This is a genomic window from Embleya sp. L77 (genome assembly GCF_055557415.1).
Genome location: NZ_CM145710.1, coordinates 2,492,408 through 2,518,222, shown reverse-complemented (window position 1 = coordinate 2,518,222; position 25,815 = coordinate 2,492,408). Strand labels below are relative to the sequence as shown.

At 73.1% G+C, this 25,815-nt stretch carries 18 protein-coding genes; 14 read left to right on the top strand and 4 right to left on the bottom strand.

Annotated features, from left to right (window positions below; translation table 11 throughout):
• Positions 1–114: 114 nt before the first annotated feature.
• Together ACZOOI_RS40735 and ACZOOI_RS40730 are read left to right on the top strand one after the other, a co-directional pair.
• Entirely contained in the window at positions 115–807 is a 693-nt protein-coding gene (locus ACZOOI_RS40735) for an ABC transporter ATP-binding protein (protein WP_465281858.1), read from the top strand.
• Positions 804–3,188 (top strand): FtsX-like permease family protein, encoded by a 2,385-nt coding sequence (locus ACZOOI_RS40730; protein ID WP_465281857.1) that lies wholly within the window; start codon positions 804–806, stop codon positions 3,186–3,188. The genes ACZOOI_RS40735 and ACZOOI_RS40730 overlap by 4 nt, the downstream gene beginning before the upstream one ends.
• Positions 3,189–3,237: 49 nt before the next feature.
• On the opposite strand, the gene ACZOOI_RS40725 is transcribed toward ACZOOI_RS40730, so the two are convergent.
• Complete coding sequence (locus ACZOOI_RS40725; RefSeq protein ID WP_465281856.1) at positions 3,238–4,011, bottom strand: tryptophan 2,3-dioxygenase; 774 nt, start codon at positions 4,009–4,011, stop codon at positions 3,238–3,240.
• Between the two features lie 321 nt (positions 4,012–4,332).
• Entirely contained in the window at positions 4,333–4,962 is a 630-nt protein-coding gene (locus ACZOOI_RS40720) for a potassium channel family protein (RefSeq protein ID WP_465281855.1), read from the bottom strand.
• A 351-nt stretch (positions 4,963–5,313) separates the two neighbouring features.
• On the opposite strand from ACZOOI_RS40720, the gene ACZOOI_RS40715 reads away from it, so the two are divergent.
• The gene (locus ACZOOI_RS40715; RefSeq protein ID WP_465281854.1) at positions 5,314–5,736 is read left to right on the top strand and encodes a VOC family protein; all 423 of its coding nucleotides are present in this window, start codon (positions 5,314–5,316) and stop codon (positions 5,734–5,736) included.
• A 184-nt stretch (positions 5,737–5,920) separates the two neighbouring features.
• On the opposite strand, the gene ACZOOI_RS40710 is transcribed toward ACZOOI_RS40715, so the two are convergent.
• On the bottom strand, positions 5,921–6,976 hold the full coding sequence (locus ACZOOI_RS40710; protein ID WP_465281853.1) for an SRPBCC family protein: 1,056 nt from the start codon (positions 6,974–6,976) through the stop codon (positions 5,921–5,923).
• Between the two features lie 200 nt (positions 6,977–7,176).
• Between ACZOOI_RS40710 and ACZOOI_RS40705 the strand changes: the two genes are divergently transcribed.
• The 6 genes from ACZOOI_RS40705 to ACZOOI_RS40680 all read left to right on the top strand — a co-directional run bounded on the left by ACZOOI_RS40705 (position 7,177) and on the right by ACZOOI_RS40680 (position 16,545).
• Positions 7,177–7,860, top strand: a complete 684-nt coding sequence (locus ACZOOI_RS40705; protein WP_465281852.1) for a TetR/AcrR family transcriptional regulator — start codon at positions 7,177–7,179, stop codon at positions 7,858–7,860.
• A gap of 166 nt (positions 7,861–8,026) precedes the next feature.
• Positions 8,027–8,842 (top strand): hypothetical protein, encoded by an 816-nt coding sequence (locus ACZOOI_RS40700; RefSeq protein WP_465281851.1) that lies wholly within the window; start codon positions 8,027–8,029, stop codon positions 8,840–8,842.
• Positions 8,843–9,143: 301 nt separating this feature from the next.
• Positions 9,144–12,038 (top strand): helix-turn-helix transcriptional regulator, encoded by a 2,895-nt coding sequence (locus tag ACZOOI_RS40695; protein WP_465281850.1) that lies wholly within the window; start codon positions 9,144–9,146, stop codon positions 12,036–12,038.
• Between the two features lie 709 nt (positions 12,039–12,747).
• The gene (locus ACZOOI_RS40690; RefSeq protein WP_465281849.1) at positions 12,748–13,368 is read left to right on the top strand and encodes a papain-like cysteine protease family protein; all 621 of its coding nucleotides are present in this window, start codon (positions 12,748–12,750) and stop codon (positions 13,366–13,368) included.
• A gap of 5 nt (positions 13,369–13,373) precedes the next feature.
• Complete coding sequence (locus ACZOOI_RS40685) at positions 13,374–14,309, top strand: hypothetical protein (RefSeq protein WP_465284147.1); 936 nt, start codon at positions 13,374–13,376, stop codon at positions 14,307–14,309.
• A gap of 514 nt (positions 14,310–14,823) precedes the next feature.
• Entirely contained in the window at positions 14,824–16,545 is a 1,722-nt protein-coding gene (locus ACZOOI_RS40680) for an ATP-binding SpoIIE family protein phosphatase (protein WP_465281848.1), read from the top strand.
• Positions 16,546–16,743: 198 nt separating this feature from the next.
• Here ACZOOI_RS40680 and ACZOOI_RS40675 read toward each other — a convergent pair whose 3' ends face one another.
• Positions 16,744–18,303: a M4 family metallopeptidase gene (locus ACZOOI_RS40675; protein ID WP_465281847.1), complete on the bottom strand. Its 1,560-nt coding sequence runs from the start codon at positions 18,301–18,303 to the stop codon at positions 16,744–16,746.
• Between the two features lie 414 nt (positions 18,304–18,717).
• Between ACZOOI_RS40675 and ACZOOI_RS40670 the strand changes: the two genes are divergently transcribed.
• From ACZOOI_RS40670 to ACZOOI_RS40650, 5 genes are all read left to right on the top strand, one after another.
• Positions 18,718–19,551: an ABC transporter ATP-binding protein gene (locus ACZOOI_RS40670; protein WP_465284146.1), complete on the top strand. Its 834-nt coding sequence runs from the start codon at positions 18,718–18,720 to the stop codon at positions 19,549–19,551.
• The gene (locus ACZOOI_RS40665; protein ID WP_465281846.1) at positions 19,551–22,118 is read left to right on the top strand and encodes an ABC transporter permease; all 2,568 of its coding nucleotides are present in this window, start codon (positions 19,551–19,553) and stop codon (positions 22,116–22,118) included. The genes ACZOOI_RS40670 and ACZOOI_RS40665 overlap by 1 nt, the downstream gene beginning before the upstream one ends.
• A gap of 202 nt (positions 22,119–22,320) precedes the next feature.
• Positions 22,321–23,502, top strand: a complete 1,182-nt coding sequence (locus tag ACZOOI_RS40660) for a sensor histidine kinase (protein ID WP_465281845.1) — start codon at positions 22,321–22,323, stop codon at positions 23,500–23,502.
• Positions 23,493–24,143 (top strand): response regulator, encoded by a 651-nt coding sequence (locus tag ACZOOI_RS40655; RefSeq protein WP_465281844.1) that lies wholly within the window; start codon positions 23,493–23,495, stop codon positions 24,141–24,143. The genes ACZOOI_RS40660 and ACZOOI_RS40655 overlap by 10 nt, the downstream gene beginning before the upstream one ends.
• Before the next feature lie 528 nt (positions 24,144–24,671).
• Entirely contained in the window at positions 24,672–25,682 is a 1,011-nt protein-coding gene (locus ACZOOI_RS40650; RefSeq protein WP_465281843.1) for an ArsR/SmtB family transcription factor, read from the top strand.
• Positions 25,683–25,815 lie beyond the last annotated feature (133 nt).

Genomic DNA, 25,815 nt, shown 5'->3' with positions numbered 1-25,815 from the left:
CGGGAAGGGCCGAATGTCGGTTGGCCGGCCGACGCGTCGGCCCGGCTGCCGCCCCTACGTTCGCTGGGCCGGCAAGGACACGGCGCCTCTCGACGGTAAGGACGGACGAATCCCATGACCCACGTGATCGAACTGGCGGGCGTGGCCAAGCGCTACGACAGCGCCGGCGCACCCGCGCTCGGGCCGCTCGACCTCGGCGTCGCGCAGGGCGAGGCGCTCGCGATCACCGGCCCCTCCGGCAGCGGCAAGTCCACGCTGCTCAACCTGGTCGCCGGCCTGGACCGGCCGACCGCGGGCACGGTGACCGTGGCCGGGCGGCGCATCGACGGACTGAGCGAGCACGCGTTGGCCCACTTCCGCCGCGAACACATCGGCATGGTCTTCCAGTTCTTCAATCTGCTGGACGACCTCACGGTCGAGGACAACATCCGCCTTCCCGCGCAGTTGACCGGCACCTCCCGAAGCAAGGCGGCGGCCCGCGCCGACGAGCTGATGGAGGTACTGGGCATCGGCCGGCACGCCGGCGCCTACCCGGGCCGGTTGTCCGGCGGCGAACGCCAGCGGGTCGCGGTGGCCCGGGCCCTGGTGAATCGGCCCGCGCTGCTGCTCGCCGACGAGCCGACCGGTGCGTTGGACACCGCATCGGGGCACGACGTACGGGAGTTGCTGATGGATCTGCACCGGGACGGCCAGACCATCGTGCTGGTCACCCACGACCTGGCGCTGGCCCGGGCGTGTGCGAGCCGCACGATCCATCTGGTCGACGGACACCTGGCGCTCGACACCAACGCGGAGGCCCTGCGATGAGCGGCTTCGGCACCGGCGCGCTGGGCCGGGTGGTGCGCGCCGGGGTGGGCCGGCGGCGGGTGCAGGCCCTGGTGGTCGCGTTGGCCACGATGATGGCCGTCGCCTCGGCCGTGGTCGCCGGATCGCTCATGGTCGCCGCGAGCGCACCCTTCGACCACGCCTTCGCGCACCAGCACGGCGCGCACCTGAGCGTGCAGTTCGACCCGGCCGCGGTGAGTGCGGCGCAGTTGCACGCGACCGGGCGGTCGAGCGGGGTCACCGCGACCGCGGGACCGTTCCCGGTGGCGACGATCCGCCCGGTGGACCGCGACGGCGGGCATCCGCCGGCGCTGACCGTGGTCGGGCGGTCCGGGCCGGACGCCGACGTGGACGACCTGGACCTGAGGTCCGGCCGATGGGCGACCCGTCCGGGCGAGATCGTGCTGTCCGCCGCCTTCACCGGCCCCGACATCGAACTCGGCGCCACGCTGCGCGGATCGGATGCCGCGGACGCACCGACCCTGACCATCGTGGGGATCGCCATGTCCGCGAGCCGGACCGCCGACGCCTGGGCCACGCCCGAGCAGGTCACCGCGTTGGGGTCGGCGGCCCACCCCCTCACCACGCAGATGCTCTACCGCTTCGCCGCGGCGGGCACCGGCGGCGACATCGCCGCCGCCCGGGCTCGCCTCACCGCGGCGGTCCCCGCGGGCGCGCTGCTGGGCAGCCAGTCGTACCTGGACACCAAGCGCTCCGCCGACCGCAATGCCGCGCCGACCATCCCCTTCCTGATGGCGTTCGGCGCGCTCGGCATCGCGATGTCGGTGATCATCGTCGGCAGCGTGGTCAGCGGCGCGGTCGGTACCGGACTGCGCCGGATCGGCATCCTCAAGGCGATCGGGTTCACCCCGCGCGAGGTCGTCCGCGCCTATGTGGCCCAGGCGTTGATCCCGGCCGCCGTCGGCATCGCACTGGGGGTGGCGCTGGGCAACGTGATGGCGCTGCCGCTGCTGGCGGACACCGAGCAGGTGTACGGGGACACCTCGCTGTCGGTGGCCTGGTGGGTGGATGTCGTGGTGCCCGCCGCCGCGTTGCTCATCGTCGCGGTCGCGGCGCTGGTGCCGGCGCTGCGGGCCGGTCGGCTGCGTACGGTCGAGGCCATCGCGATCGGCCGGGCGCCGCGTACCGGGCGGGGCCGGTGGGCGCACCGCGCGGCGGGCAGGCTGCCGTTGCCGCGGGCGGTGACGTACGGGCTGGCGAGTCCGTTCGCGCATCCGGTGCGGATGATCGCGATGTTGCTCGCGGTGGCCTTCGGCACGGTCGCGGCGACCTTCGCGGTGGGGCTGACGTCGTCTCTGAACGCGGTCGCGAAGGCGCAGGATCCGGAGAATCGCGCCGCGATCACCGTCATCGGCAATGCCGCACACGGTGAGCCCGGTGAACCGGGCGGGCGGCCGCGTCCCGGGGAGGGCGGCGCCGCCGGGCCCGCCCTCGATCCGGCCCGGGTCCGCGCCGCGATCGAGGCGCAGCCGGGCACCGCCTCGTACTACGGCCTGGCCCAGACGGAGGTCACCGTGGCCGGCATCGCCGGTTCGGTCCGGGCGACCCTGTATCAGGGCGATGCGCGGTCCGGCCGCTACGAGATGATCTCCGGGCGCTGGCTCGGCGGTCCCGGTGAGGCGGTGGTGCCCACCCGTTTCCTGGACCGCACCGGCAGCCGGATCGGCGACACGGTGCGGGTGACGTATCGGGGCGACACGCAGACGCTTCGGATCGTCGGCGAGGCGTTCGACACCTCGGACGACGGCAAGCGCATCCACGCGGACCTCGCCGGCTTCGCCGCCGCCCGTCCCGACGTGTACCTGGTCGAGCCGAAGTCGGGCCTGCGGCCCGCCGAGTACGCCGAACAACTGGCCGCGGTGTTGCGTCCGTTGGGCGGCGGGGTGCTGGTCAACTCCCCGTCCGAGGCCGAGGGCCTGATCCTGGTCCTGGATGCGATGGCCGCCCTGCTCACCCTGATGCTGGTCGCCGTGGCGGCGCTCGGGGTGCTCAATTCGGTGGTCCTGGACACCCGCGAGCGGGTCCACGACATCGGCGTGTGCAAGGCCGTGGGCATGACGCCGAGGCAGACCGTGAGCCTGGTCCTCGCCTCGGTGGCCGGCATCGGTCTGCTCGGCGGGCTGATCGGCGTGCCCGCCGGATTCGCGCTGCACGCCTACGTGTTGCCGGTGATGGGACATGCCGCCGGCACCAACCTGCCGCCGAGCATCCTCGACGTGTACAGCGCGCCGGAACTGATCCTGCTGGGACTGGCGGGCGTGGTGATCGCGGTCCTGGGCGCGGCCGTTCCGGCGGGTTGGGCGGCTCGGGCGCGCACCGCGACCGCACTGCGCACGGAGTAGCCCGGCGTCGGCGGCGCGCGGCGGCTCGCACCCGGTCGTCGCGTGCGGCTCAGGCCTGGGACCTGACCTCCCACAGGTCCGGGAAGACCGGGGAGAACAGCGTGGAGCGCAGATAGGCGGCGCCGGCCGAGCCGCCGGTGCCGATCTTGGCACCGATGGTGCGCTCGACCATCTTCATGTGCCGGTAGCGCCACTCCTGGAGGCCCTCGTCGATGTCGACGAGGGCCTCGCAGACCTGTGCCCCGTGTCCGGTCTCGTCGATGTAGACGGCCTTGAGGGTTTCCTGGACGTCCGGGTCGGGTCGCCACGCGATGCTCGTGTCGCGCGCCAGGACGCGCTCGGGGACCGCGTATCCCAGCCCCGCGAGGTGCCGCAGCAGCGAGTCGAACACCGACGGGCGGTGGGCGGCGGCCTTGAGCCCCTCGTCCTCGCCGGTCTCGTATCCGCCGAACTCGCGTCGCCCGAGCACGGCTTCCAACTCGCGGAACTGCGCCGACTGGAACCCGCTGGAGGTGCCGAGCGCGTCGCGGAAGGAGGCGAACTGCCGGGGCGTCATGGTCTCCAGCACGTCCAACTGGCCGACGACAGTCTTCAGGATCTTGGCGACTCGGCGTGCCGTGTGCAGCGAGCCCGCGCCGTTGCCGCCCTCCAGTTGCCGCTGGAGCAGTGCGACTTCGTGCAGAATCTGCTTGAACCACAGTTCGTAGACCTGGTGGATGACGACGAACAACATCTCGTCGTGCGCTTCGGTCCTCGGCTCCTGGCAGGACAGCAGCGTGTCCAGGCGCAGATAGCTTCCGTACGTGACCTGGGCGTCGTTCATCGTCGCTCCCTTTCCTTGCGGGCTTGTCCACCGTTCCGACGAGCCGGAAACGACGGGCACCATCTTGTGCCGGTCGAGATCTTTCCGGAATGGCCGACACACGGAAGGAAGCCGGTCGGAAGTAACGAACGCAACGCGTTCGACGGGTTCGATTTACGTTCGTAAACCGCCCATGCGGCGCCTGGAAACCCGGGCAACGCCCCGGGTGCCGTCCGGTGATCCGTCGTGTGTCGAGCCCCGCGCGCCGGGCCCGCTCGCCGGCCGCGCGGTGCGCCCACCCGGCGCGCCCGGTGGTCGCCGGGACGGCCGGGTGCCGATCCGCTATCCGTCGGGCCGGGTCGGATCCGAGAACGTGCCCGGCGGATCGGAGTCGGGGGCGTCGGCGGTGTCGGTGGTGCCGTCGATGTCGGGCCTCGGTGTGCTCGATCGTCTGCGCAGGCCGATCTGCACGGCACCCAGGACGACCCGCCCGATCACGCCCAGCACGACCAGGTTCACCAGCATCTGGATCATCGCCACCACCCGCGCGACCTCCGACGACGGCGCGATGTCGCCGAAGCCGACCGTCGAGAATACGGTGATCGTGAAATAGAGCGCGTCGGTACGGCTCAACGTTTCGGTGAAGGCGTCCGCACGGTCCGACCCGATCAGGTAGTACGTCGCGGCGAAGAGCACCAGAAGGAACGGCAGCGAGACGGACAGCGCCTCGACGGCCCGCAGTCGTGGCCGGTCGGCGCGCATGATCGCATCGATCTGCCAGGCCACGATGCCGCCGAACACCAACAGCCCGGCGGCGAGCCCGAGGCCGGCGACGAGGTCGAGTCGACGGTCCAACGGAAGCACGTAGTACAGGACCAGCAACAGGGCCGTGGTGAACGTGCCGCGGAGCAGCCCGAGCACCATCAGCCGTCGGCCGACCGGATCCTTGGTGGCGAACAGCAGTCTGGGCAACGTCGACGTCGGATCTCCGGGCGCCTGGTCCGCTGCGAAGATCCGCCTCCTCCGGGCCAATGTAGCCCGCTCGCGCGACAAATCGGGCGAATCAACCGGCGTGGCGTGGCGGGACGCGACCGAGGACCCGATGGTTGCCTCCGGGCGGTCCCGGCGCTAACGTCGGTCGGGTGACTGCCGGGTCGGCCATGGGCCATTCACGAGTGAGGCACCCGGTCTCGGCGTGAGTCCGAGGCGGGCCAGAGCCCCGCCCTTCCCTCTCCGTCTCCTCGCTTCCGGCGCCCTCATGCGGCGCCCGTCCGCACGGATTTACGAGACACGTATTCACGAGACCTGGAGAGGCTCCCGACGATGCCGCACGCCCAGCAGCAGCAACCGCAACTCCCGATAACCACCGTTCAGTTGAACCACACCGCCATCTACGCCAAGGAGCGGCAGGCGGCGGCCGAGTTCTTCGCCACGATCCTGGGGCTGGAGGTCGGCGCCCCGTTCGGGCCGTTCGTGCCCGTCGAACTCGGCAACGGCGTGACGCTCGACTACTACGAGAAGACCGACGAACCGATCCAGTCCCAGCACTACGCATTCCTGGTGCCGGACGAGCAGTTCGACGGCATGATCGCCCGCCTGGAGGCGCTCGGGGTCACCTACTACGCCGATCCACACCACACCCGGCCCGGCGGGATCAACGACCTCTTCGGCGGCCGCGGCGCGTACTTCGAGGACCCGAACGGCCACAACATGGAGATCATGACCCGGCCGTACGTGCGTCCGTAGTCGGTGTGGTCGAGGGCGGGCGACGGAGCCCGCCCCCGACCGGCCGCGACCTGCGCCGTTCGCGGTTTGCGGATCGGGGTTCGCGGCCCGGCGGACCGTACAGTGTCGGCCGGCCGGGGCCCCGGTTCAAGCCCGTTCCGGCGCGGCCCGCCCCGACTCCGACTCCGGTTCGGCGGCCCGGGGTTCACGCCGGGGCGGCCTGTTCCGCGCGACGGGCCACGGCGCGGAGCATCTCCAGGCGGATGAAGCCGGCGCCGCCTATCCGGATGAACAGCCAGTACCGCGCGAAGATCCGGCGTGCCGCGGCATCGGTGGCCCTGACCCTGGTCTCCGCGGACAGCACGGTGGCGTCGCCGTCCGGTTCGACGCGGATGCTCATCGCCGCCTTGACCCAGCCGGGATCTGCGAATGCGGCGAACGCGTCCGGGTCGCGGGCCGGGATCGGCGCGGTGATCGGGCGCAGATGCCAGGGTTGGCTGACCTTGCCGCAGACCACCTCGCGGCCCTCCTCGCGAACCAGGGTGGGGATCGGGCCGTCGTCGGCAAGCGGGGCGGCCATGCCTCGGGGTCGGCCGGCCGAGCGCAGGCGCAGCAGCGCGCGGGTGATCGGGAGTTCGTCCGGGGTGAGGGACTCCAGGGCCGCCCAGACCCGTTCCGGATCGGCGTGCACGCGGCGCTGCTGATCGCTGCGGAAGTCGTAGACGGGGAGCAGCCGTTGCAGCGCCGAGTCGGGTGCGCCGCCGACCTTCGCGGCGCGCTTCCGGCTGCGCCTCGCGACCTTGCGCAACAGGTGGGCGTAGCGGTGCCGGTGCTGCCCGGTCCGGGCGAGGGTGCCGTCGCCGGCGGTGCGTTCGAGGTTGTCGAGGACGGCGTCGATCACCGCGTTGTGTATCGGCCCGACGGCCAGGTGCCAGAGCACGCGGTCGGTGCCGCGCGGGCGGGTGTGCAGGGTGTGGGTGACCGTGGTTCCGCCGCCGGGTGCTCGGGTGAGGGTGAAGCCGTGCTCGCCGCCGTGCTCCGGGGGAAAGGCGATCCGCAACCGGCGTTCGGGTTCGACGGCCTCGATCCGGCAGTGCATGCCCCGATGGTGGAGGGGCGCGCCGGGTCGAAGTCCCTCGGGCGCCTCGACGCTGCCCCACTCCCGGGGGAAGAGCCGGTCGCCCGGGCTGCCGACCCGGGCGAGGACTTCCCACACCCGCTCGGGGGACGCGGCGACGGTGCGCCGATGAGTGTTGATCATCACGACTCTCCCGTTCTGTACGGTGCCGTACAGACCTAGACTATACGGCACCGTCCAGAACCGACGGGGCGCGGACTCGGACACGAGACGGACGGCGGCGTCGAACCCGCCGAACACCCGCCAACACACCCGCCGAACACCCGGCCGAACACGCACCGAACACGCACCGAACGCAGCGCCGATCACAGCAAGGGGTTCCCATGCCGCGTACCGCCCGACTGACCCGCGACGACTGGGCCGCCGCGGCGCTGACCGCACTCACCGAGGGCGGATCGGCCGCGGTCGCGGTCGAGCCCGTCGCCGCCCGGCTCCAGGCGTCCAAGTCGAGCTTCTACTGGCTCTTCGACAACCGGGAAGCACTCCTCGCCGCCGCCCTCGAACGGTGGGAGCTGGTGCAGACCGAGGAGGTCCTGCCCCGGCTCGCCGCGGTCCCCGACCCGGCCGACCGACTGCGCGTGCTCATCCACCACGCGTTCGCATCCACGCAGGGCAGCTCGCTCGCCCTGCTGCTGCTCGTCGAATCCGACCAACCCGCCGTGCGCGAGGTGGCCGAGCGGGTCACCCGTCGACGCCTGGCCGCGATCCGCGACACCCTCGTCGAATGCGGCCAGACCCCCGAGCAGGCCCGGCACATCGCCACCGCGGCCTACGCCGTCTACCTGGGCACGGCCGCGCTGCGCCGGGTCGACGCGGCCCCCGACGACGACGCGTCCGCCTACATCGACACCGTCCTGACCGCCTTCGGCGTGCCCCCGCGCACCGGCGACGCACCCCACCGACAGGCGACACCACACGCGCCGCCGGCCGATCCTGCTGCCGCGCACAAAGGGGAATCGAGCGGTGACACTTCCGGGCGTGGTCCCGAGTCTGTCCGGAACAGGTAACAGCGGAAGCCGGGGCCCGCTCCGGCGGCTAGCTTCCTGGGACGACGGGCCGCCGCAGGGCGTTTCGCACGTGGAGCGGTCCGGGGGGACCAGGTCCGCGGCCCGTCTTCGTCCGAACACCGAATCCGGGGGGAACACGGTGCGAAACTCCGTCAAGTCCACACGCATGGTCCGTCGATCCGTACGGCGCGCCGCGCTGCCGCTCACCGCACTCGTCCTGGTCGCGGGGCTCAGCGCCTGCGAGTCCGACGGCGGCGACGCCGACAAGGCGAATCCGAAGGTCTCCTCGACCCAGCCGAGCACATCCGGCGACGCCACACCGAGTGCCCCCGGGACGGCCGGCACCAAGCCGCCCGCCGACCGGCCCACCGACACGTCCGCGAATCCGAAGGCGCCGCAGGCCAAGGCACCGGCGACGAAGGCACAATTGACCACCGCGCTGCTGAACGCCCAGGAACTCCCGGCCGGATTGACGATCAAGAAGACCGCCGCGCCCGAGGAGATCGAGACGCCGACCGCCTCCGATCCCCGGTGTCAGCCGCTGATCGGCCAGCGTCGAACCAGCGTCGCCGCGATCGAACGCGAGCTCGTCGGCGGCACCGACCCGCAAGGGGTCGCCCAGCCCGACACCGATCTCGTCCTGAGCAGCTACCCACTCGACCTGCTCGACAGCCAGTGGTCCACCTACCTCGCGGCGGCCAAGACCTGCAAGCGGTTCACCTTCGACGTCGACCGCGGCACGGTCGAGTACCAGGTGCTCGGCGTCCGGATCGACGCGTACGGCCCGGGCAGCGTCGAGATCTCCTCGATGTTGCGGGTCCAGGGCGCCACCGCGCCGTTCACCCAGGCCGTCGCCCGAGTCGGCACGACCGTAGTGCAGTTGCGGGCGACCGGCGAGGACGGCACCACGACCCCGCCCACCTTCCCGGACCACCTCGTCCAGGGCCAGATCGACAAGGTCAGGTCCCAACTCGGCGGCTGACCGGCTCCGTACGGCCGGAGTCGGGTCGGGGGCGCGAGCCGGCCCCGTACCCGGCTCCCGCCTCCGCCCCGGCTCCGCCTCCGCCCGGCCCCGATCCCGGCTCGGTGGTCGGCTCCCATTGGCGCAGGTGCCGCGCGCCGGGGTGCGACCCGCGGATTGCACCTCGATCGGGTGCCGTCGCCGGAGCACGCCGATCCGAGCCGGCCCATTGACGTCGCCCCGTCGTGGCGTGACGATGAGTCGCGGCCCGCTCCACGCTCTCGATTCGAGAGAACCGCATTCGGCACGGTGAGGACCGCTCGTGGCGCACACCGATCCCACGCGGCACGACCTGATGCTCCTGGTCCGGCGCCGACTCGCCGACGGCGGCGTCGTGCTGCACGGCCCGAGCGGGATCGGCAAGACCTTCCTGCTGCGCTCGCTCCTCGACACGGGCGATCCCAAGGCGGTCGTACTGGTCACCGAACCCGCGGCCGCCGATCGTGAGGTGCCCTTCTCCTCGCTGGCCGACCTGCTCGGCCCGGTCGACGACGAGGTGCTCCGGACACTGCCCGCACCACAGCGCTCCGCGCTCCGCGTCGTGCTGTGTCGCGAACCGCCCGCGCCGGGCGGCCCGGACCCGCTTGCCCTGCGCCTGGGCGTACTCGCGGTGCTGCGCACGCTGTCCGCGCGCGGCCCGATACTCGTCGGGATCGACGGTGCGCAGTGGGTGGACGTGGCCGGCGCCGAGGTGCTGGCCTTCGCCGCCCGGCGGCTGGACCCGGCCCGGGTGCGCGTCGTCGTCGCCGAGACCGCGGATCCGCCCGCCGGCCCGGTACACGGCACCCGGTTCTGCCCGGGCACCCCCTTCGAACTCGAACTGCCGCCGCTGGGCCTGCCGGAGACCCGCGACCTCCTCGACCGTCACCGCGTCGCACACGCGCACGGCCACGACCCCGAGGACGGCGAGCACCGGCCGCTTCCGCACTGGCTGAGCAGGCAGGTGTACGAGGCGAGCGCGGGCAACCCGATGTACGCGCTCGAACTCGACCGTGCGCTGCGCCGGTTGCCGCACCTCCCGGCCCGGGACCAACCGTTGCCGGTACCCGACCGGCTGCGCCGACTGCTCACCGCGCGCCTGGAAGGGCTGCCTCCCGAGGCCCGTTGGCTGCTCCTGCTGGTCGGCTCCACCGCGAGACCCACCATCGCACTGCTGCGCGCCGCAGCCGGCCTGGCCTACCGCGCGCTCGACGCCCCGACCGCCACGAGCGAGCAGGCGAGCGCCGAACTCGTCCGGCGTACCGTGGCCGGCGCAGCCGCCGCCGGCATCCTCGACGTGTGCGAGGAGGGCGGGCAACTCCGGTTCACCCACCCGCTGTTCGCCGCCGCGCTGTACGCCGACGGCTCACCGCAGGAGCGCCGGGCCGCGCACGCCGCGCTCGCCGAGTTGTCGGGCGAGCCGATCGACCGGGCCCGGCACCTGGCGTTGGCCTCTCCGTGGCCCGACGAGCGGGTCGCCGCGACGCTGATGGCCGCCGCCGCGCAGGCTCGCCGCAGGGGCATGCCCGAGGAGGCCGCGGCGCTGGCCCGACTCGCCGTGGCCCGAACCCCCGACGAACACGCGGACCGCCGTTGCGAACGTTGCCTCGACGGCGCCGGTCACGCGTATGCGGCGGCCGACTACGAGCTCGCGCGGGAACTGGCGCACCGGGTGTTCACGTTCGGCTCCACCCCCGGGCAACGGGTCCGGGCCTGCATCCAGATCATCAACGCGGCCAACCAGGCCCTGCACGACCTGGACGAGGTGTTCGCCGAGGCCTTCGCCCAGGTCGGCGACGACCTGTGCGGCCGGGCCCGACTGCACTACCTGCGGGCCTGCAAGGCCCATATCAGCGACGGCGATTCCGCCGTCGCCTGGGCCGAGGCGGCACGTGCCGCGGCGCTCGCGCGGCAGGCCGAGGACCTGACCACCGAGCAGGTGGCGCTCGCCCTCCAGGCGTTCGTGGGCACCCTCCAGGGTCGCCCGGACGCGCGCGACCCGCTCACCCGCGCGTTGGCCCGCCCGCAGGACGCGGGGCCCACCGGACGCCACGCCGGGCCCCGGGCGGTCAAGGCCCGGCTCGACTTCTTCGCCGACCGCCTCGTCGACGCCGGCGCCGAACTCGATCGGATGTTGCGCCGGGCCGAGGAGTCCGACGACGCGGAGGAACGAGTCTTCGTGCTCTGCGGAAGGATCGACGTAGACGTGCGGGCCGGGCGCATCGATCGAGCGATGGCCGGCGCCCACGAGGTGTTGGGCCTGGCCCGGGACATGGGCGCCTATCTCGGCCAGGTGTACTACGCGGCGGCGGTCGCGGAGGCCGCGGGCGGGGACCTCGAACGCGGCGCGGAGTTGGCCCGCGAGGGGGTGCGCGCGGCGCGGGCCGACCAGGAGCAGGTATACCTGCCGCTCGCGTTGTGCGTCCTGGGCCAGATCCAGCGGCGCCTGCGCGATCCGGTCGGCGCCGTGGGCTGTCTGAGCCGGGCCCGCGCCATCGCCGCGCGGCGCGGCATCGTCGATCCGGCGGCCATCCCGTGGTCGGTGGACCTGGCCGAGGCGCTGGTGGCGCTGGGCGACCATGCTCAGGCCCGTGCGGTCGTGGACGAAGTGCGGGACACCGCACTGCGGTTGGGCCGGGACGGGGCGGCGGCGTCGCTGGCCCGAGCGGACGCGATGGTGCGCGGCGAGTCCGGTGATCTGGTGGGCGCGGCCACGTGTCTGCGCGAGACCGCCGCGCGGCACCACGAACTCGGCCTGCCCGTCGAACACGGCCGCGACCTGCTGGCGCTGGGCGCGGTGGAGTTGCGGCGGCGGCATCCGGCCGCTGCGCTGGCCTCGTGGCGGGCGGCGGAGGCGGCGTTCGCGGAGGCGGCCGCACGTCCCTGGCTCGACCAGGCCCGGGCCGAACTCGCCCGCCTCACCCGGGTGGACGATTCCGAGCCGGGGGACCCGTCCGACGAGGCGCGATCGCGTGCGTTGACGCCCGCGGAGCACCGCGTGGCGGAACTGGTCGGCGACGGCGCGACCAATCGCGAGATCGCCACGCGCCTGTTCCTGTCCGCCAAGACGGTCGAGTCCACCCTGACCCGGGTATACCGCAAACTCGGCATCCGCTCCCGCGCCGACCTGATCAGGCTCTCCCTCGGCGCATCCGGCGAACCGGATCCGACGGCCTGAACGGGCCACCCGGGCACGCCCCACAGGCCCGACGGCCCGAACGCACCACGGGGGCAACGCCGAAGGCCCCCAACGGACTGAACGCACCACCCGGCTACGAGGCACGGGCCCAACGACCACCCGGGTACGACGCGGCCCCGACGGCCTGAACGCACCACCCGGGCGCACCGAATGCCCCCCAGCGCCCCGAGCACCTCGCCGACCCGACGACGGATGCACCTTCCGAGCAGCCCGGCGACTCACGCACTTCCCGAACGGCCCCGCGCCGGCCCGGCAGACGTACGCACCACCCGGCCACCCACCGCCCCGGCACCCCCCTACCCACCGCCCGCCGCCCGCCGCCCGCCGCCTCGACCCGAGCAGGGGGCCACCGGGAAACCCCCTGCTTTGTGGTCGGGGGGTTCCCGGTCGCCGTCGGGTGGATCAACGTTGCACATGTCCCTCCGCCGGCCGGCGAGGGGCTTCCTCCGCAACCCGGACGTCGTGCCGTGCCTGCCATGTCGCCCATGTCGTCCGGGTTGTCCGACACCGCGTGCTCCGTCCCGTGCGTGGTGTGCCCTCGCCGGTCGCGTCCCCTCGATCTCCGTCCGGCGTCCCAGGTGCCGGACGAGAAGGAGACACGATGATTCTGCGGAATCGCGGTACGTCCCGACCCGCCGCAGCCGAATCACCCGCCCCGCCTCGGCGTTGGCGGAGCGTGTGTGCCGGTGTGACCGCCGCTCTCTGCCTGGCTGCGCCCATGGCCGGCACCGCGTCGGCAACCGGCACCCCGACGGCTGCCACGAAGCCGTCCGTCGCCGCGCCGCTCAAGGTGACGCCGGACGCCCCGGCCGCATCGCACGCCGCCTACGGCTCGGCGCAACTGGCCTTCACCGAACTGACGCAGGTCCAGAATCAGTGGTGCTGGGCCGGTACCGGCCTGTCCGTGGCCCGCTATCTCGGTCGCGGGCTGAGCACCAGCCAGAACACCTTCTGCGACTACGCCCGAGGTCTGCCCGCCGGATACCCCTGCCCCAACCAGCCCGGCGAACTCAGCGATGTACAACGGGCCTGGACCCGCCTGGGCCTGACCCCCGGCCGGATCACCGGCACGTTGGACTTCGGCACGGTCGCCTCCTCGATCGACGCCAACTCGCCGATCGAGGTCGGCATCTACTGGACCTCGGGCGGCGGCCACGCGAACGTCCTGTACGGCTACGACTCGGACTACGGCACGTTGATGTACGCGGACCCGTGGCCCGCCAGCCCGCGCTACGGCGAGATGGATTACGACTCGTACGTCAGCAACTACGAGTTCCAGTGGGCCGAATCCCTGTACGGAGAGGCGTGAGCGTGATGACCGACAACCACCCTTCCCCCCAGAGTGTTTCGCACCCCCTCCGGCCCCGGACCGTACGCTCGCGCACCCTGCGTCGCGGCGGCGGCGCGCTCGCGGCCGTCGGTGTCGGCGCGTTGTTGTTCCTGGCCCCGACGGCGTCGGCCGCCCCGGCCGGCTCCGCATCCGACAACGCCGCCCTCGTCGGCGGCGACGCGCCCACCGCCGCCGACCGCAGCGCGGCCCAGCAGACGCTGGCCGCCCCTGCGACCACGAGCCGACTGGCCGCGTTCTTCGTCCACCTCGACCAGCGCACCGCGGGCCGATCCGGTGCCGTCGTACAGTCGAAGGTCGCCCCCGAGGCCGCCGCGGCACAGGCCCCGCAACTCGTGGGCGCTCCGGTCCCGGTCTACTCGCTCAACGCGGACTTCGTCCGCGGGAGGACGTCCGCGCCGGTCGCCGACTTCGCGTATCTGGCCACCGAGGCCCGTTCGGCGGCCGGAGTCGAGGCGACGGTGTGGACGGTCCGCGACCGGAACACGCGGGCGTGGCGCGTCACCAACGTGCTCTCCGGAGCCGACGAGGTCGGCTACGCCCGGCAGGCGGCCGGTGACCCGGTGTTCACCGAACCGCAGATCGCCGCCTGGTATCACGTGCGGGACGGCCGGGTTCTGCCGCTGAACCCCGCCGCCCGGGAGTCGGTCGGCGCGAACGGCACCACCGTGGCCGCGTATCGGCAACTCGTGCACGGCCGATACGGCGACAAGCTGCCCGGCTCGGACTACCGACGATCCGGCAAGGTGGGCGGCTTCACATCGAACGGAGCTCCCGCCGCCGACACCCACGACGGTGGGTTCGCCGCGTCCGATCTGGTCCTGCCGGGGAGTGCGGCCGGTGCCGTGGTCCTCGGGGTCGGCACGTGGGTGATCCGCCGCCGACGCCCGGCAACGGCCTGAGTCCGCCCGCCTGTTCCCCCCGCCGCCGCCCCGCGACCCGAGGTCGCGGGGCGGCGGCGTTCGGATGCCGGTTCGGGTCCGGCCGACGGCGGCCGTTTCGCCACCCGGGTCGACATCCAGTGGTCGTCGGCCGCGGGTTCGGCGCGTGGCCCATCATCCGCCCAGGACACGCGCACTGCCGTGCCCATCGCGGAACCATCCGGTCCGGTTCGCTCGCACCGGACCCGGCGCTCCCGTCCCGCGTCGGCCGGTGCGTGGTCGGGGCCGGTTCGGGAATGGCCGGCAATCGTCGTCGACGTCGCGGGGGGCCCTCGATCCGGCCCTCGACCTCGATCGATTCCATGCAATCGCAACACGGCGCGGGTACAGTCGCATCCCACACGTCAGCCGACCGAACCGCTCATAGAGTGGGTCGCGACGGTCTACGGACGGCAGCGTCGCGTGCGACGATCCGGTGCCGAGGGAAGAGGTGCGGGTGAGCGGGAGAGTGGACGGCGGTCAGGGTCGGAGACATGTGCGTCGACGCAGTGCGGCGACGTCGCAGGGACCGATCCCCCGAAGCCGCGCCACCCGTGCCACCCGCGATCAGCTCAACTGGCTCAACGAGGCGAGCCTGCGGATCGGCACCACCCTCGACCTGAAGACCACCGCACAGGAGCTGGCCGACTTCACCGTTCCCCGCCTGGCCGACGCCGCCGCCGTCGATCTCCTGGAGTCGGTGCTCCAGGGCGAGGAGGGCCAACGGCCACGCGGCCGGGGCAGACCGGTCCGTCGGGCGATGGCCGTGGCGGCGATCGAACGACTCGCCGACCTGGAACCCGACGAGGTGGGCGAGCTGTCCACGTCCGCCCCGGACCGGGACTCCCGCTTCACCCGCGCCTTGGCCGACGGCCGACCGCTGCTCATCGGCAGGTTCGGACCGGACGACTACGAGGAGTTGGCGCCCACCCCCAGTGCCGCCGCCAAGCTGCGTCAGGCCGGCGTGCACACGTACCTGATGGTGCCGCTGATCGCCCGTGGAGTGCTCCTGGGCCATGCCGACTTCATCCGCGCGGGCGGTCGGCCCGGCTTCACCGAGGCGGACCTGGCCCTGGCCGTGCAGTTGGCCTCCAAGGCCGCGGTGGACATGGACAACGCCCGGCTGTACGGGCGCGAGCGCGAGCACGTGGCCCGGCTCCAACGCAATCTGCTCCCCCGGGTCACGCCGCGCACGCCGGGCCTGGAGGTGGCCTCCCGATACATCCCGACCGCCGATCCGCTCGGGGTGGGCGGTGACTGGTTCGACGTGGCACCGCTGCCGGGCGGGCGGACCGCCCTCGTGGTGGGGGACGTGATGAGCCACGGCATGTCGGCGGCGGCCACCACCGGCGTACTGCGCGCCGTCGCGCGCACCCTGATGGCCCTGGATCTGACGCCCGAACGCATGCTCGCCCGCCTGGACTTGGCCGCCCGCGACCTGGAGGACGACCAGGTCGCCACCTGTCTGTGCGCCGTCTACGACCCGGCCGAGGCCAGTTACACCCTGGTCAGCGCCGGCCACCCACCGCCGCTGTTGGTCACTCCGGACGGGAAGGCGTCGTTCGTGGACGTGCCGGTCGGTGCGCCGATCGGTGCCGGCGTCATCCCCTACGATCCGCTGCGGTTGACCGTCCCGCCGGGCAGCCGACTGGTGCTCTACACCGACGGGCTGGTCAAGTCGCGCACCGAGGACATCGACGTACAACTGGCCCGACTGCGCGCCCTGGCCGCCGGGATGGGGCCGGTCGGGCTGGACTCCGGTGCGCTCGGCGACCTCGCGCCCGGCGGCGGGACCCGCTTCGACGAGGCCGTCGTGCTCGTCGCCGCCACCGAAGAACCCTTGCTGGGCACCGACTTGCACACCTGGGACCTGCCCGCGAGCGGCTCCGCGGCGGGGGTGGCCCGCAAGCTGGTCCGGGAGCAGCTCGACGTGTGGGAGCTGAGCGATCTCTCGGACGTCACCGAACTCGTGGTCAGCGAACTGGTCGGGAACGCGCTGCGCTACGGCATCGCACCGGGCCAACTGCGCCTGCTGCGGCACGATCGCCTGGTCGTCGAGGTCTCCGACACCGGCCCGGATCTCCCTCAGATCCAACACTCCTCGCTGAGCGACGAGGGCGGCCGGGGCCTGCAATTGATCAACATGCTGTGTCGGGGCTGGGGTTCCTGCCGGACCCCCAACGGCAAGATCGTCTGGGCGGAACAGGACATCCCGTAGGGGGCGCTCCGACGGGGCGGAAACGCGAGGTCCGCCGGTGCGTCGTCGTGGTCCGGCCTCGGGGTGGGCCGGCTGCGCGGGTGTCGGTCCGGCCGGGCCGGGTTGCCCGCCCGCCGCCGCCTCCTTCGATGCGGCGGCGGGCGGGCGTTCCGGCGCGGCGGACGGTCGGCAGTTCGGCAGTCGCGGCGCGGAATCGGTTCAGGTGCAGGTCGGTTCGCCGGCCACGGCCGGGACGGCGACCGCGTCCCAGGCGGCCCTGGTCTTGCGGAAGACGTCGCAGGTGGGGTCCAGGGCCTTGGCCGCGTACAGGGTCTGCCTGCGCTCCTGGCGGTAGTTCGTACCGCCGGCCCGGAACATCAGGCCCTGGTAGACGACCTTGGCGGCCATCCGGATGCCCACGCCGGTGACCGAGGTGGGGATGCAGGTCGGGCTGACGGGCTTGCCCCCGCCGGGGTTGGAGCCCTCCGCGAGCAGGTAGAACCAGTGGTTGAACACGCCCGCGGCCCGGTATTCGTCCATGGTCGGGATCGCCGAGCTGTAGCAGTTCGCGTCTCCGCGCAGCGACGGGTCGTACATGAAGCGCAGCGGTCCGCTCCCGAGGAGGTCGATCGTCTCGCCGATCGTGTAGTCCGGGGTGTCGAACGGCGCCGGCTCGTTGGCATATGCCTCGGTCAGGGTGCCCATGATGTCCGCGAACCCCTCGGCCAGGCCCGGTTCCGTGAACGGCCAGGCCGGGGACATCCGGTCGATGGCGTGCCCGTACTCGTGGCCCACCATGTCCATCGAAGTCAGCCACTGGTTGTTCGTGTTGTGGCCGATCACGACCCTGGTGCCGTCCCAGTGGAGCCGGACGTCGTTCAGGCCGACCTGGAGCGGCCAGGCGCCGCCGTTGCCGTTCTGCCCGTTGCGGCCGAGCCAGGTGCGGAGCATGTCGAACTGCTTCTGCGCGGCCCACATGGCGTCCACGCAGCCGGTCTCGATGTTGGTGGGGTTTCCGTTGCCCCAGTCGTCGACGGGCTTGCTGAACACACCACCACCGCCGTATTTCGCACAGCTCAGGTTCACCCGGAGCGGGTCGCGCAGCGAGTACGTGGAGCCGGAGTGCAGCGTGTCGATGGTGATCGGATCGGGACCGTTCCACGCACCGTGACCGGCCCCGGCACGCACCTCGTCGACGGAGTCGAGTACGGCACCGGTCGACGCGTCCACGTAGACGTGCAGCCTGCTCGGCGCGGAATCGGTGCGCCCGACCAGGACGGCCTCCCAGGCCAGTCGCGCCGCGTTCGCGTCGACCCGCACCACCAGGCGATGGCTGTCGACCCGATCGACCACGCGCAGCCGCGTCCGAGCGGTGCGCTCGGCCGCGGGCCATTCCACGGCCGGCCGGGTCGGCACGTCGATGCGCACGACGTCGGCCGTCTGCACGGCCTGCACCCGGCCGCTGCCGTCGGCAAGCACCGCGGCGTCTCCGCCGACCACGGGTAGGCCGCGATAGGTGCGCGCGTAGGAGATCGAGTAGGTGTCGCCGACCCAGGCCGACACGCTCTGCCGCACGTAGCGCTCACCGGGCGAACCGGGCGAACCGGTCGGGGTGGTCGGGCCGGTCATCGCCCGGTCGGCCGCGGCGATGGCCGTGGCCCGGGAGTCGGCCGCGAGGACAGGCCGTGGTCGGGCCGCGCCCGATGGGGCGGTCGTGCCGATCAACAGGCCGACCAGGACGCCCAGGACGGTCCCGAACGTCAGCGTTCTGCGATGCATCGAGGCTCCTCGGATCGAAGGCGGACCCCGACCACGAATCCGACTGCCGCCGCCCCCACCGTCCGGGACGAACAGCCCACCACACGAGCCGTTTTCGTCGCCCGAGCGCTCGAAACGCTCACAGCCCCCCGGCGCCGCGTCAAGCACCCACCACCCACCGTCACATTCCAGCAAACCCACCCGCGCCCGAAGCCCACGGCGGGGCGGCGCGGGAGGTCCGGGGACGAAGGGGCGCTGGGTGGTGGGGCGTATCGGGGTCGGGGGTGTGGTTTTCCGCAGGGGGGTCGGGTGCCGGGCCTCATGGTGTGCGGATCGGTGATCTCGCAGGCTGGTTCTGCCGGTGGTTCGGGCCCGTTCGTGTGGATCGCGGTCGCATCGGGTGAGCGAGGAGGTCGGCGGATGCCGAGGAACAGGATGCGGGCGGCGGCGGTCGCCCACGGCGCGCGGGAAACGTCGTCGGTGGTCGCGCGGGCCAGGGGGTTGGTCAAGGAGTACGGGTCGGGACCGACCCGGGTCACGGCGTTGGCGGGCGTGGACGTGGACATCGAGCGTGGTGGCTTCACCGCGATCATGGGGCCGTCCGGTTCCGGCAAGTCGACGCTGATGCAGTGTCTTGCCGGACTGGACACCGCCACCCACGGCAGCGTGGCCATCGGCGGTACCGAGTTGGCCGGTCTCGACGATGTCGCGTTGACCGAACTGCGGCGCGACCGGATCGGGTTCGTCTTCCAGGCGTTCAACCTGCTGCCCACGCTGAACACCCTGGAGAACATCACGCTGCCGGTGGAGATCGCCGGGCGCCGGGTCGACCGGGCGCATCTGGATCGCATCGTCGCGGCCACCGGCCTGGCCGGGCGCCTGCTCCATCGACCCGCCGAGTTGTCCGGCGGTCAGCAACAACGCGTCGCAGTGGCACGGGCGTTGGTGTCCCGACCGGAGATCGTCTTCGCCGACGAACCGACCGGGAACCTGGACTCGCGCGCGGGAACCGAGGTACTCGAACTGCTCCGGCACGGCGTCCGCGAGTGGGGTCGGACCGTATTGATGGTCACCCACGACCCGAACGCGGCGGCCTATGCGGACCGGGTGGTCTTCCTGGCCGACGGCCGGATCGTGGACGACCTGCCCCGGCCGACGGCGGAGGCCGTGTTCGAGCGGATGAGACGCCTGGACGGCTCCGGACGAAACGCCGAACCCACCCCTGCCACAGGCGTGGTCGGTCACGGCGCGAGCGAGGTGCGCGCGTGATGCTCGCTCGGATCGCGGTGCGCGGGGTCGTGGCGCACAAGGCCCGCATGCTCCTGGCCCTGGTGGCGATCGCCCTGGGCACTGCGTTCGTGGCCGGGACGCTGGTGTTCCGCGACTCGGTCGCGGCCTCCGCCCGCGCATCGTTCGCGGGATCGACGGCGGACGTGACGGTGACGCCCGCTCGCGACGGCGAGCGCCAGGACGGTACCGGGCTGCCTGCGACGCTGCCCGGCCGAGTCCTGGACACCGCGGCCCGCGCCGACGGCGTGCGTGCCGCCCACGGGCGGGTGCACGTGCCGCACACGGTGGTCCTGGACGGCCGTGGCAGGCCTTTGAGTTCGCGCGGGGACACGATCGCCGACTGGTCCGCCGATGCCGAGTCCGCGCCGCGGGTGACCCGGGGACGCGCACCGCTCGCCCCGGCGGAGCTGGTCGTGTCTGCGGACACCGCCGCGAAGCACGGGATCCGGATCGGCGATCGACTGCGGATCATGGCCGTCCCCGGGACCTTCGAGGCCACCGTGGTCGGCTTCGCCCGTGACCGCGCGGACCGGACTCCCGACGCCGACATCTTCCTGGAATCCGGTACCGCGCAGCGGCAACTCCTGGGCTCCATAGGCCGGTTCACCTCCATCGCCGTCACCGCCGCACCCGGTGTGCCGGATGCGCGGTTGCGTGCGCAGGTGCTGGCCGCGCTGCCCGATCCCGCCGCCTACACCGTCCGCACCCGCGACCGGGAGGCCGCCGCCCGCGGCGAAGCTGCCGGCGCCTCGTTGGACGTGGTCACCTACCTGATGCTCGCATTCGCCGGGATCTCCGTGCTCGTCGGCGTGTTCCTGATCGGCAACACCTTCTCCATGCTGGTCGCCGCGCGAACCCGGCAGAGCGGGCTGCTGCGCGCCGTCGGTGCCCGGCGCGGCCAGGTGAACCGGCTGATCCTGGGTGAGGCGGGGCTGTTGGGCGTCGCCGGGTCCACCCTGGGCCTGACCCTGGGGGTGGCCCTCGCGGCCGGGCTGACCCGGTTCGTCGGACCGGACGGCACCGGCCCGACGGCGAGCACGCCGACGGTGCGTTGGTCGACGCCGGTGGTCGCGTACGCGGTGGGCGTGTCGATCACCCTGGTGGCCGCCTACGTGCCCGCCCGGCGGGCCGGCCGGGTGTCCCCGATGGCGGCGCTGCTGCGCGCGGCCGGGACCGACGCGCAACGGCCGTTGCGCGCCCGCAACATCGTGGCCGGCACGAGCGTTGTGGCGGGCGCGGGTGCCCTGTTGCTCGCGGTATCCGCCGACGACCTCGCAGTGGCGGGGCCGTTGCTCGCGGTCGGCATCCTGCTCACCCTCCTGGGCATCGTGGCCGGCGCGCCGATCCTGAGCGTCCGGGCCGTGCGCGGCCTGAATCGGCTGCTCTCGCGGCACAGCGGACCGATCGGCCGGCTGGCCCGCGGCAACGCGATTCGCGACCCTCGGCGTACCGGCGCCACCGCCTCGGCCCTGATGGTCGGCATCGCACTGGTGAGCTTCCTGTCCCTGGTCGCCGCGTCGTTGGTGAGCTCGGTCGACGGGCAACTCGAACGCACGGTGAACGCGGACTACTTCGTCCTCTCCTCGCAGCCGATGACCGCGCAGGTGGCCCGCGTCGTCCGAGAGACGCCGGGTCTGGACCACGTCACCGCGCAGCAGACCGTGCGCGCCGACCTGATCACCGCGCACGGCACCGATCGCAATCACGATCTCACCGCGACCACCGAGCGCTTCACCGACGACTTCCGGCTCGCCTTCACCGCCGGTGACGCCCGTTCGACGCTGGCCGCGGGCGGGGACGGGATCACCGTGCCCCAGGCGTTCGCCGACGAGTACCGGCTCGCGGTCGGCGATCCGGTCCAGGTTCGTTTCCACGGCGGCGGCACGGCCCGGCTCCGGGTCGGCGGCATCGTGCGCGAGGGGGACGTATTCGCCTCCGGCGCGACCTACGTCGGTACCCACGTCGTCCGGGCGCAGCTGCCCGCCGACCAAATGCCCCTGGACGACGTGTACTTCGCCTCCGCCGCGGCAGGCGCGGACCGGGCCCAGGTCTACGCGGCCCTGGCGAAACGCCTGGACGGTTTCCCGCAGACCAAGGTCCGCGACCGGGACAGCTACCGCAAGGCGCTGCACGACACGGTCGCGTCGGCCCTGGGCCTGGTGTACGCGCTGTTGGCGCTGGCGATCCTGGTGGCCGTCCTGGGCGTGGCCAACACCCTCGCCCTGTCCGTGGTCGAACGCAGCCGGGAGATGGCGCTGCTGCGGGCCCTGGGCATGACCCGGCGGGGCGTGCGCCGGATGATCCGGGCGGAGGCGGTCCTGATCGCCGTGGTCGGCGCCGTCCTCGGTCTGCTGCCCGGCCTGGCCTGGGGCGCGGCCACCCAGCGCGTCCTGGCCGGCAAGGGTCTGGACACGCTCACCGTGCCGTGGCCGACCTGCGCGGCCGTCCTGGTCGGCGCGATCGTCGCCGGCACCCTCGCCGCCTGGCTCCCGGCCCGGCGCGCCGCCCGCGTGCACCTGCGCGAGGCGATGGCCGGCGCGGGATGAGCCGGTCGAGCGGCCGGTGACCCGCCCCATCGGGCCGGCCGGGTCGGGTGAGAGGCTCGAAGCACCGAGACGTGGGCGAGCGAAGCGAGGAAGGGTGTCGGAGGATTCGGGTCAAAGGCCGGCCACGGGACGCACGCGCCGATTCGCGGCCCCGGTGCGGGCCGGCGCGAGGGCCGTCGCGGACGCGGTTCGGGTGCTCTTCGTGGGTGCCGTGACCGTCGTGCCGACGACGCTCTTCTTGCTCGGAGCGGGCCTGGTGTACGCGGGCGTCCTCCGGTCCCGCCCGCGCCGGCGCGTGTTGCGCCCGATCGCGCGCGGCGCACGGGCACTGACCGACCTGGAACGCAGGCGCCTGACCGGGCCGCCCTCCCGCGCCACGCCCCGCCCCGCCCCTCCCGGTCCCGGCGCGGACCGCGCCGACCCGGCCGGTCCGGCCCCCACCGAGCCGGGCCCGGTCCACCCCACCCCGAGCGATCCGCGGCGCCTGATCCGCTATCTCGCGGCGCGTGTGCCGATCGGGCTGCTCGGTGGTGCCCTGCTCGGCCTCGTCGGCGGCGGGATCGGGTTCGCCGCGGTGATGGTGGGGGCGTGGCTCGCGGGCAGTCCGAACACCACCACGACCGACGTACTGATCCTGATCCCCTGTGGACTGGCCCTGCTCGCCCTGGCCCTGTACGGCCTGGTCGGTCTCGCGGACACCGATCGGGCCCTGGCCCGGCGCCTGCTCGAACCGGACCGGAGCGAGGTACTGCGCCGTCGGGTCGACGAGTTGGCCGCGAGTCGGGCGGGCGTGGTCGAGGCCGTGCACGAGGAACGTCGGCGGATCGAACGCGATCTGCACGACGGGGTGCAGCAGCGCCTGGTCGCCCTGGGCATGTTGCTCGGCCGGGCCCGGCGCGGCGGCGACCCCGCACGCACCGACGAATTGTTGCGGCAGGCGCACGAGCAGGCCCAACAGGCGCTGACCGACCTGCGGGACGTGGCGTGGCGGATCCACCCGACCGGATTGGACCACGGCGGGCTGCGCGCGGTGTTGGAGACGATCGCCGAACGGGCCCCGGTTCGGGTCGCGTTGAGCTACGACGTGGCCGCGGAGCCGGCGCCGATCGTGGCCACCGCCGTGTACTTCGTGGTCGCGGAGGCGATCACCAATACGGTCAAGCACGCACGCGCCGACACCGTCACGGTGTGCGTCCTCGGCGCCGGCGCCGCGGGTGATGCGGTTCGGGTACGCATCGTCGACGACGGCGTGGGCGGCGCGGATGCCGCCGGCGGCGGCCTCTCCGGGCTGGCCCGCCGGGTCGCCGCCCTGGACGGAACCCTGCGGGTGGACAGTCCGCCCGGAGGCCCCACCACGATCACCGCGGAGGTGCCGTGCGCATAGTCCTGGCCGACGATTCGGCCCTGCTGCGGGAGGGGTTGGCCCGCCTCCTCGCCGACGAGGGACACGACGTGGTCGCGAGCGTCGGCGACGGCGACGCCATGGTCGAGGCGGTCGCCGTGCACGTCCCCGACGTCGTGGTGGCCGACGTGCGCATGCCGCCCACGCACACCGACGAGGGACTGCGGGCGGCCCTGGAGGTCCGCCGCCGACAACCGGGGGTGGGCGTGCTGGTGCTCTCCCAGTACATCGAGAAGCGGTACGCCGTCGAGCTGTTGACCCACGACGGCGCGGCCGTGGGCTACCTGCTCAAGGATCGGGTCGCACACGTGGACGACTTCCTGGACGCGCTGGCCCGGGTCGCCGCCGGCGGCGCCGCGTTCGATCCCGAGGTGGTGCGCCAACTCCTGGCCCGGACCAGCCACGTCGACCCGCTGGACCGGCTCACCCCGCGCGAACGCGAGGTTTTGGCACACATGGCCGAGGGTCGCACGAACGCCGCCATCGCCCGGGCCCTGCACGTGTCGCAGAGCGCGGTGGAAAAGCACGTCAACGCGATCTTCGAACGCCTCGACCTGGCCCACCCGGCCGGTTCCGGATACAGCCGCCGGGTCCTGGCGATCCTGCGCTACCTGGGCTCCTGACCGACGACCGCACGGCGCGCACTTCACACCCGCCGGTCCGGACGAGCGCTCGCGGGCGCGTGCCCGCCGCGCGGTCACCCGGCGGCAATCCGCCGCCTGCGGCCCGCAATCGAGTACCCACCGCGCCCGTGGGCCGCTGACCGACCCGCGCCGCCCGCCTTCGGCCGATGCCGGGCGGGGACCGATCCCCGTTCGATCCCCGCCGGGTCGGGTCGAGATCCCGACGACGCCGTCGTGCCCGGCCCCGGCCTCCGCCCCGTGTCGGATCCGCGGCCGGATGACGTCGCCTACGGAACTCACCTCCCGACTCGTGCCTCGGCGGGCGAACCACGCGGGGTCACCCCCGACACCGCCAGCCTGGCGGACCGGACGATGTCTGAAAACGCCTTTCAGCCTGAGCCGAAACCTGCTGGTCCGAGGGCGTTCGAGGACGCACACTGTCGTGGTCCTCCCGACGCCGCGCCGACCGGGAGGCCACCCGCCACGGGGCATCCCGGGCGCAACGGACACGACCATGGGGGTACACCGGTGCTGCGCATCCACTTCACTGCGGACGACCTGGCCCGGACCCGACTCGCCACGACGGTCGGAGCGGTGGCCGAGACGTACCACGGCCTGGAGTTGTTACTCGGGCCGCGCAGACCGCTGCCCTTCCGGGCCTGGCGCACCGCGGTGACCGACCGGACGGACCCGGCGAGCGGCCCGCTCACCGCGCTGATGCCGGTGCGCGGCCCCGGCCTGGATCTGCGCACGCTGGTGGGGGACTCCTTCTCGCTCGACGAGGGCATCGAGAACCTGCTCGCGGTACCCACGCGGCGGCTGCGCAAGGAAATGGCGCACCTGACCTTCGCACCCGGCCACGCCACCTGGGTGCGCGACTTCCTGGACGGCGGCCGGGAGCCGCGCCGCGAGTTCGCCGACGCCCTGCGCGCCTTTCACGACGTGACGCTGGCGCCGTTCCGATCCCGGGTGCGGTCCCACCTGGAATCGGTGCGAAACGTATACGCGCGCACCCTGCTCGACGGCGGCGTCGACCGCCTGTTGGCCGAGTTGTGCGTACCGCTCGTGCGCTGGAAGCCGCCGGTCCTGGAGGTGGACTATTCCACGAAGGACGAGGACATCCGGCTCGGTGGCCGAGGGCTGGTCATCGCGCCGACCGTGTTCCTGTGGCGGAAGCTGATGCTGCTCCACGACACCGAGGACGAGAGCGCGCCGTACCTGCTCGCCGTCCCCACCGTGCGCGAACTGCGGGACGGCGCCGCGTTGTGGGAGCCCGGCGCGGCCGACGGCCGGGCACTCGGCGCGCTCCTGGGACAGACCCGCGCCGCCGCGCTGACGGTGATCAACGACGGGTGCAGCACCACGGAGTTGGCCCGTCGGCTGGACATGTCGGCGGCGTCCGCGAGCCAACACGCGACCATCCTGCGCAACGCCCGCCTGATCACCACCACCCGCCGCGGCAGCGCCGTCCTGCACACGCTGACCCCGCTGGGCCTCGAACTCCTCGGCAGCGACCCCCTCCATCCGGCCCACACCTGACCGGGGCCCATCCGGAGGGCGCCGGCGCCGGACATGGCGACAGCCCCCACGCACGGACCGCGTGAGGGCTGTCGGACATCGCACCCGGCCGGGTGCCGGGCCTCGCCCGTGTGTTCGGCCGCCCGCCGCCCGT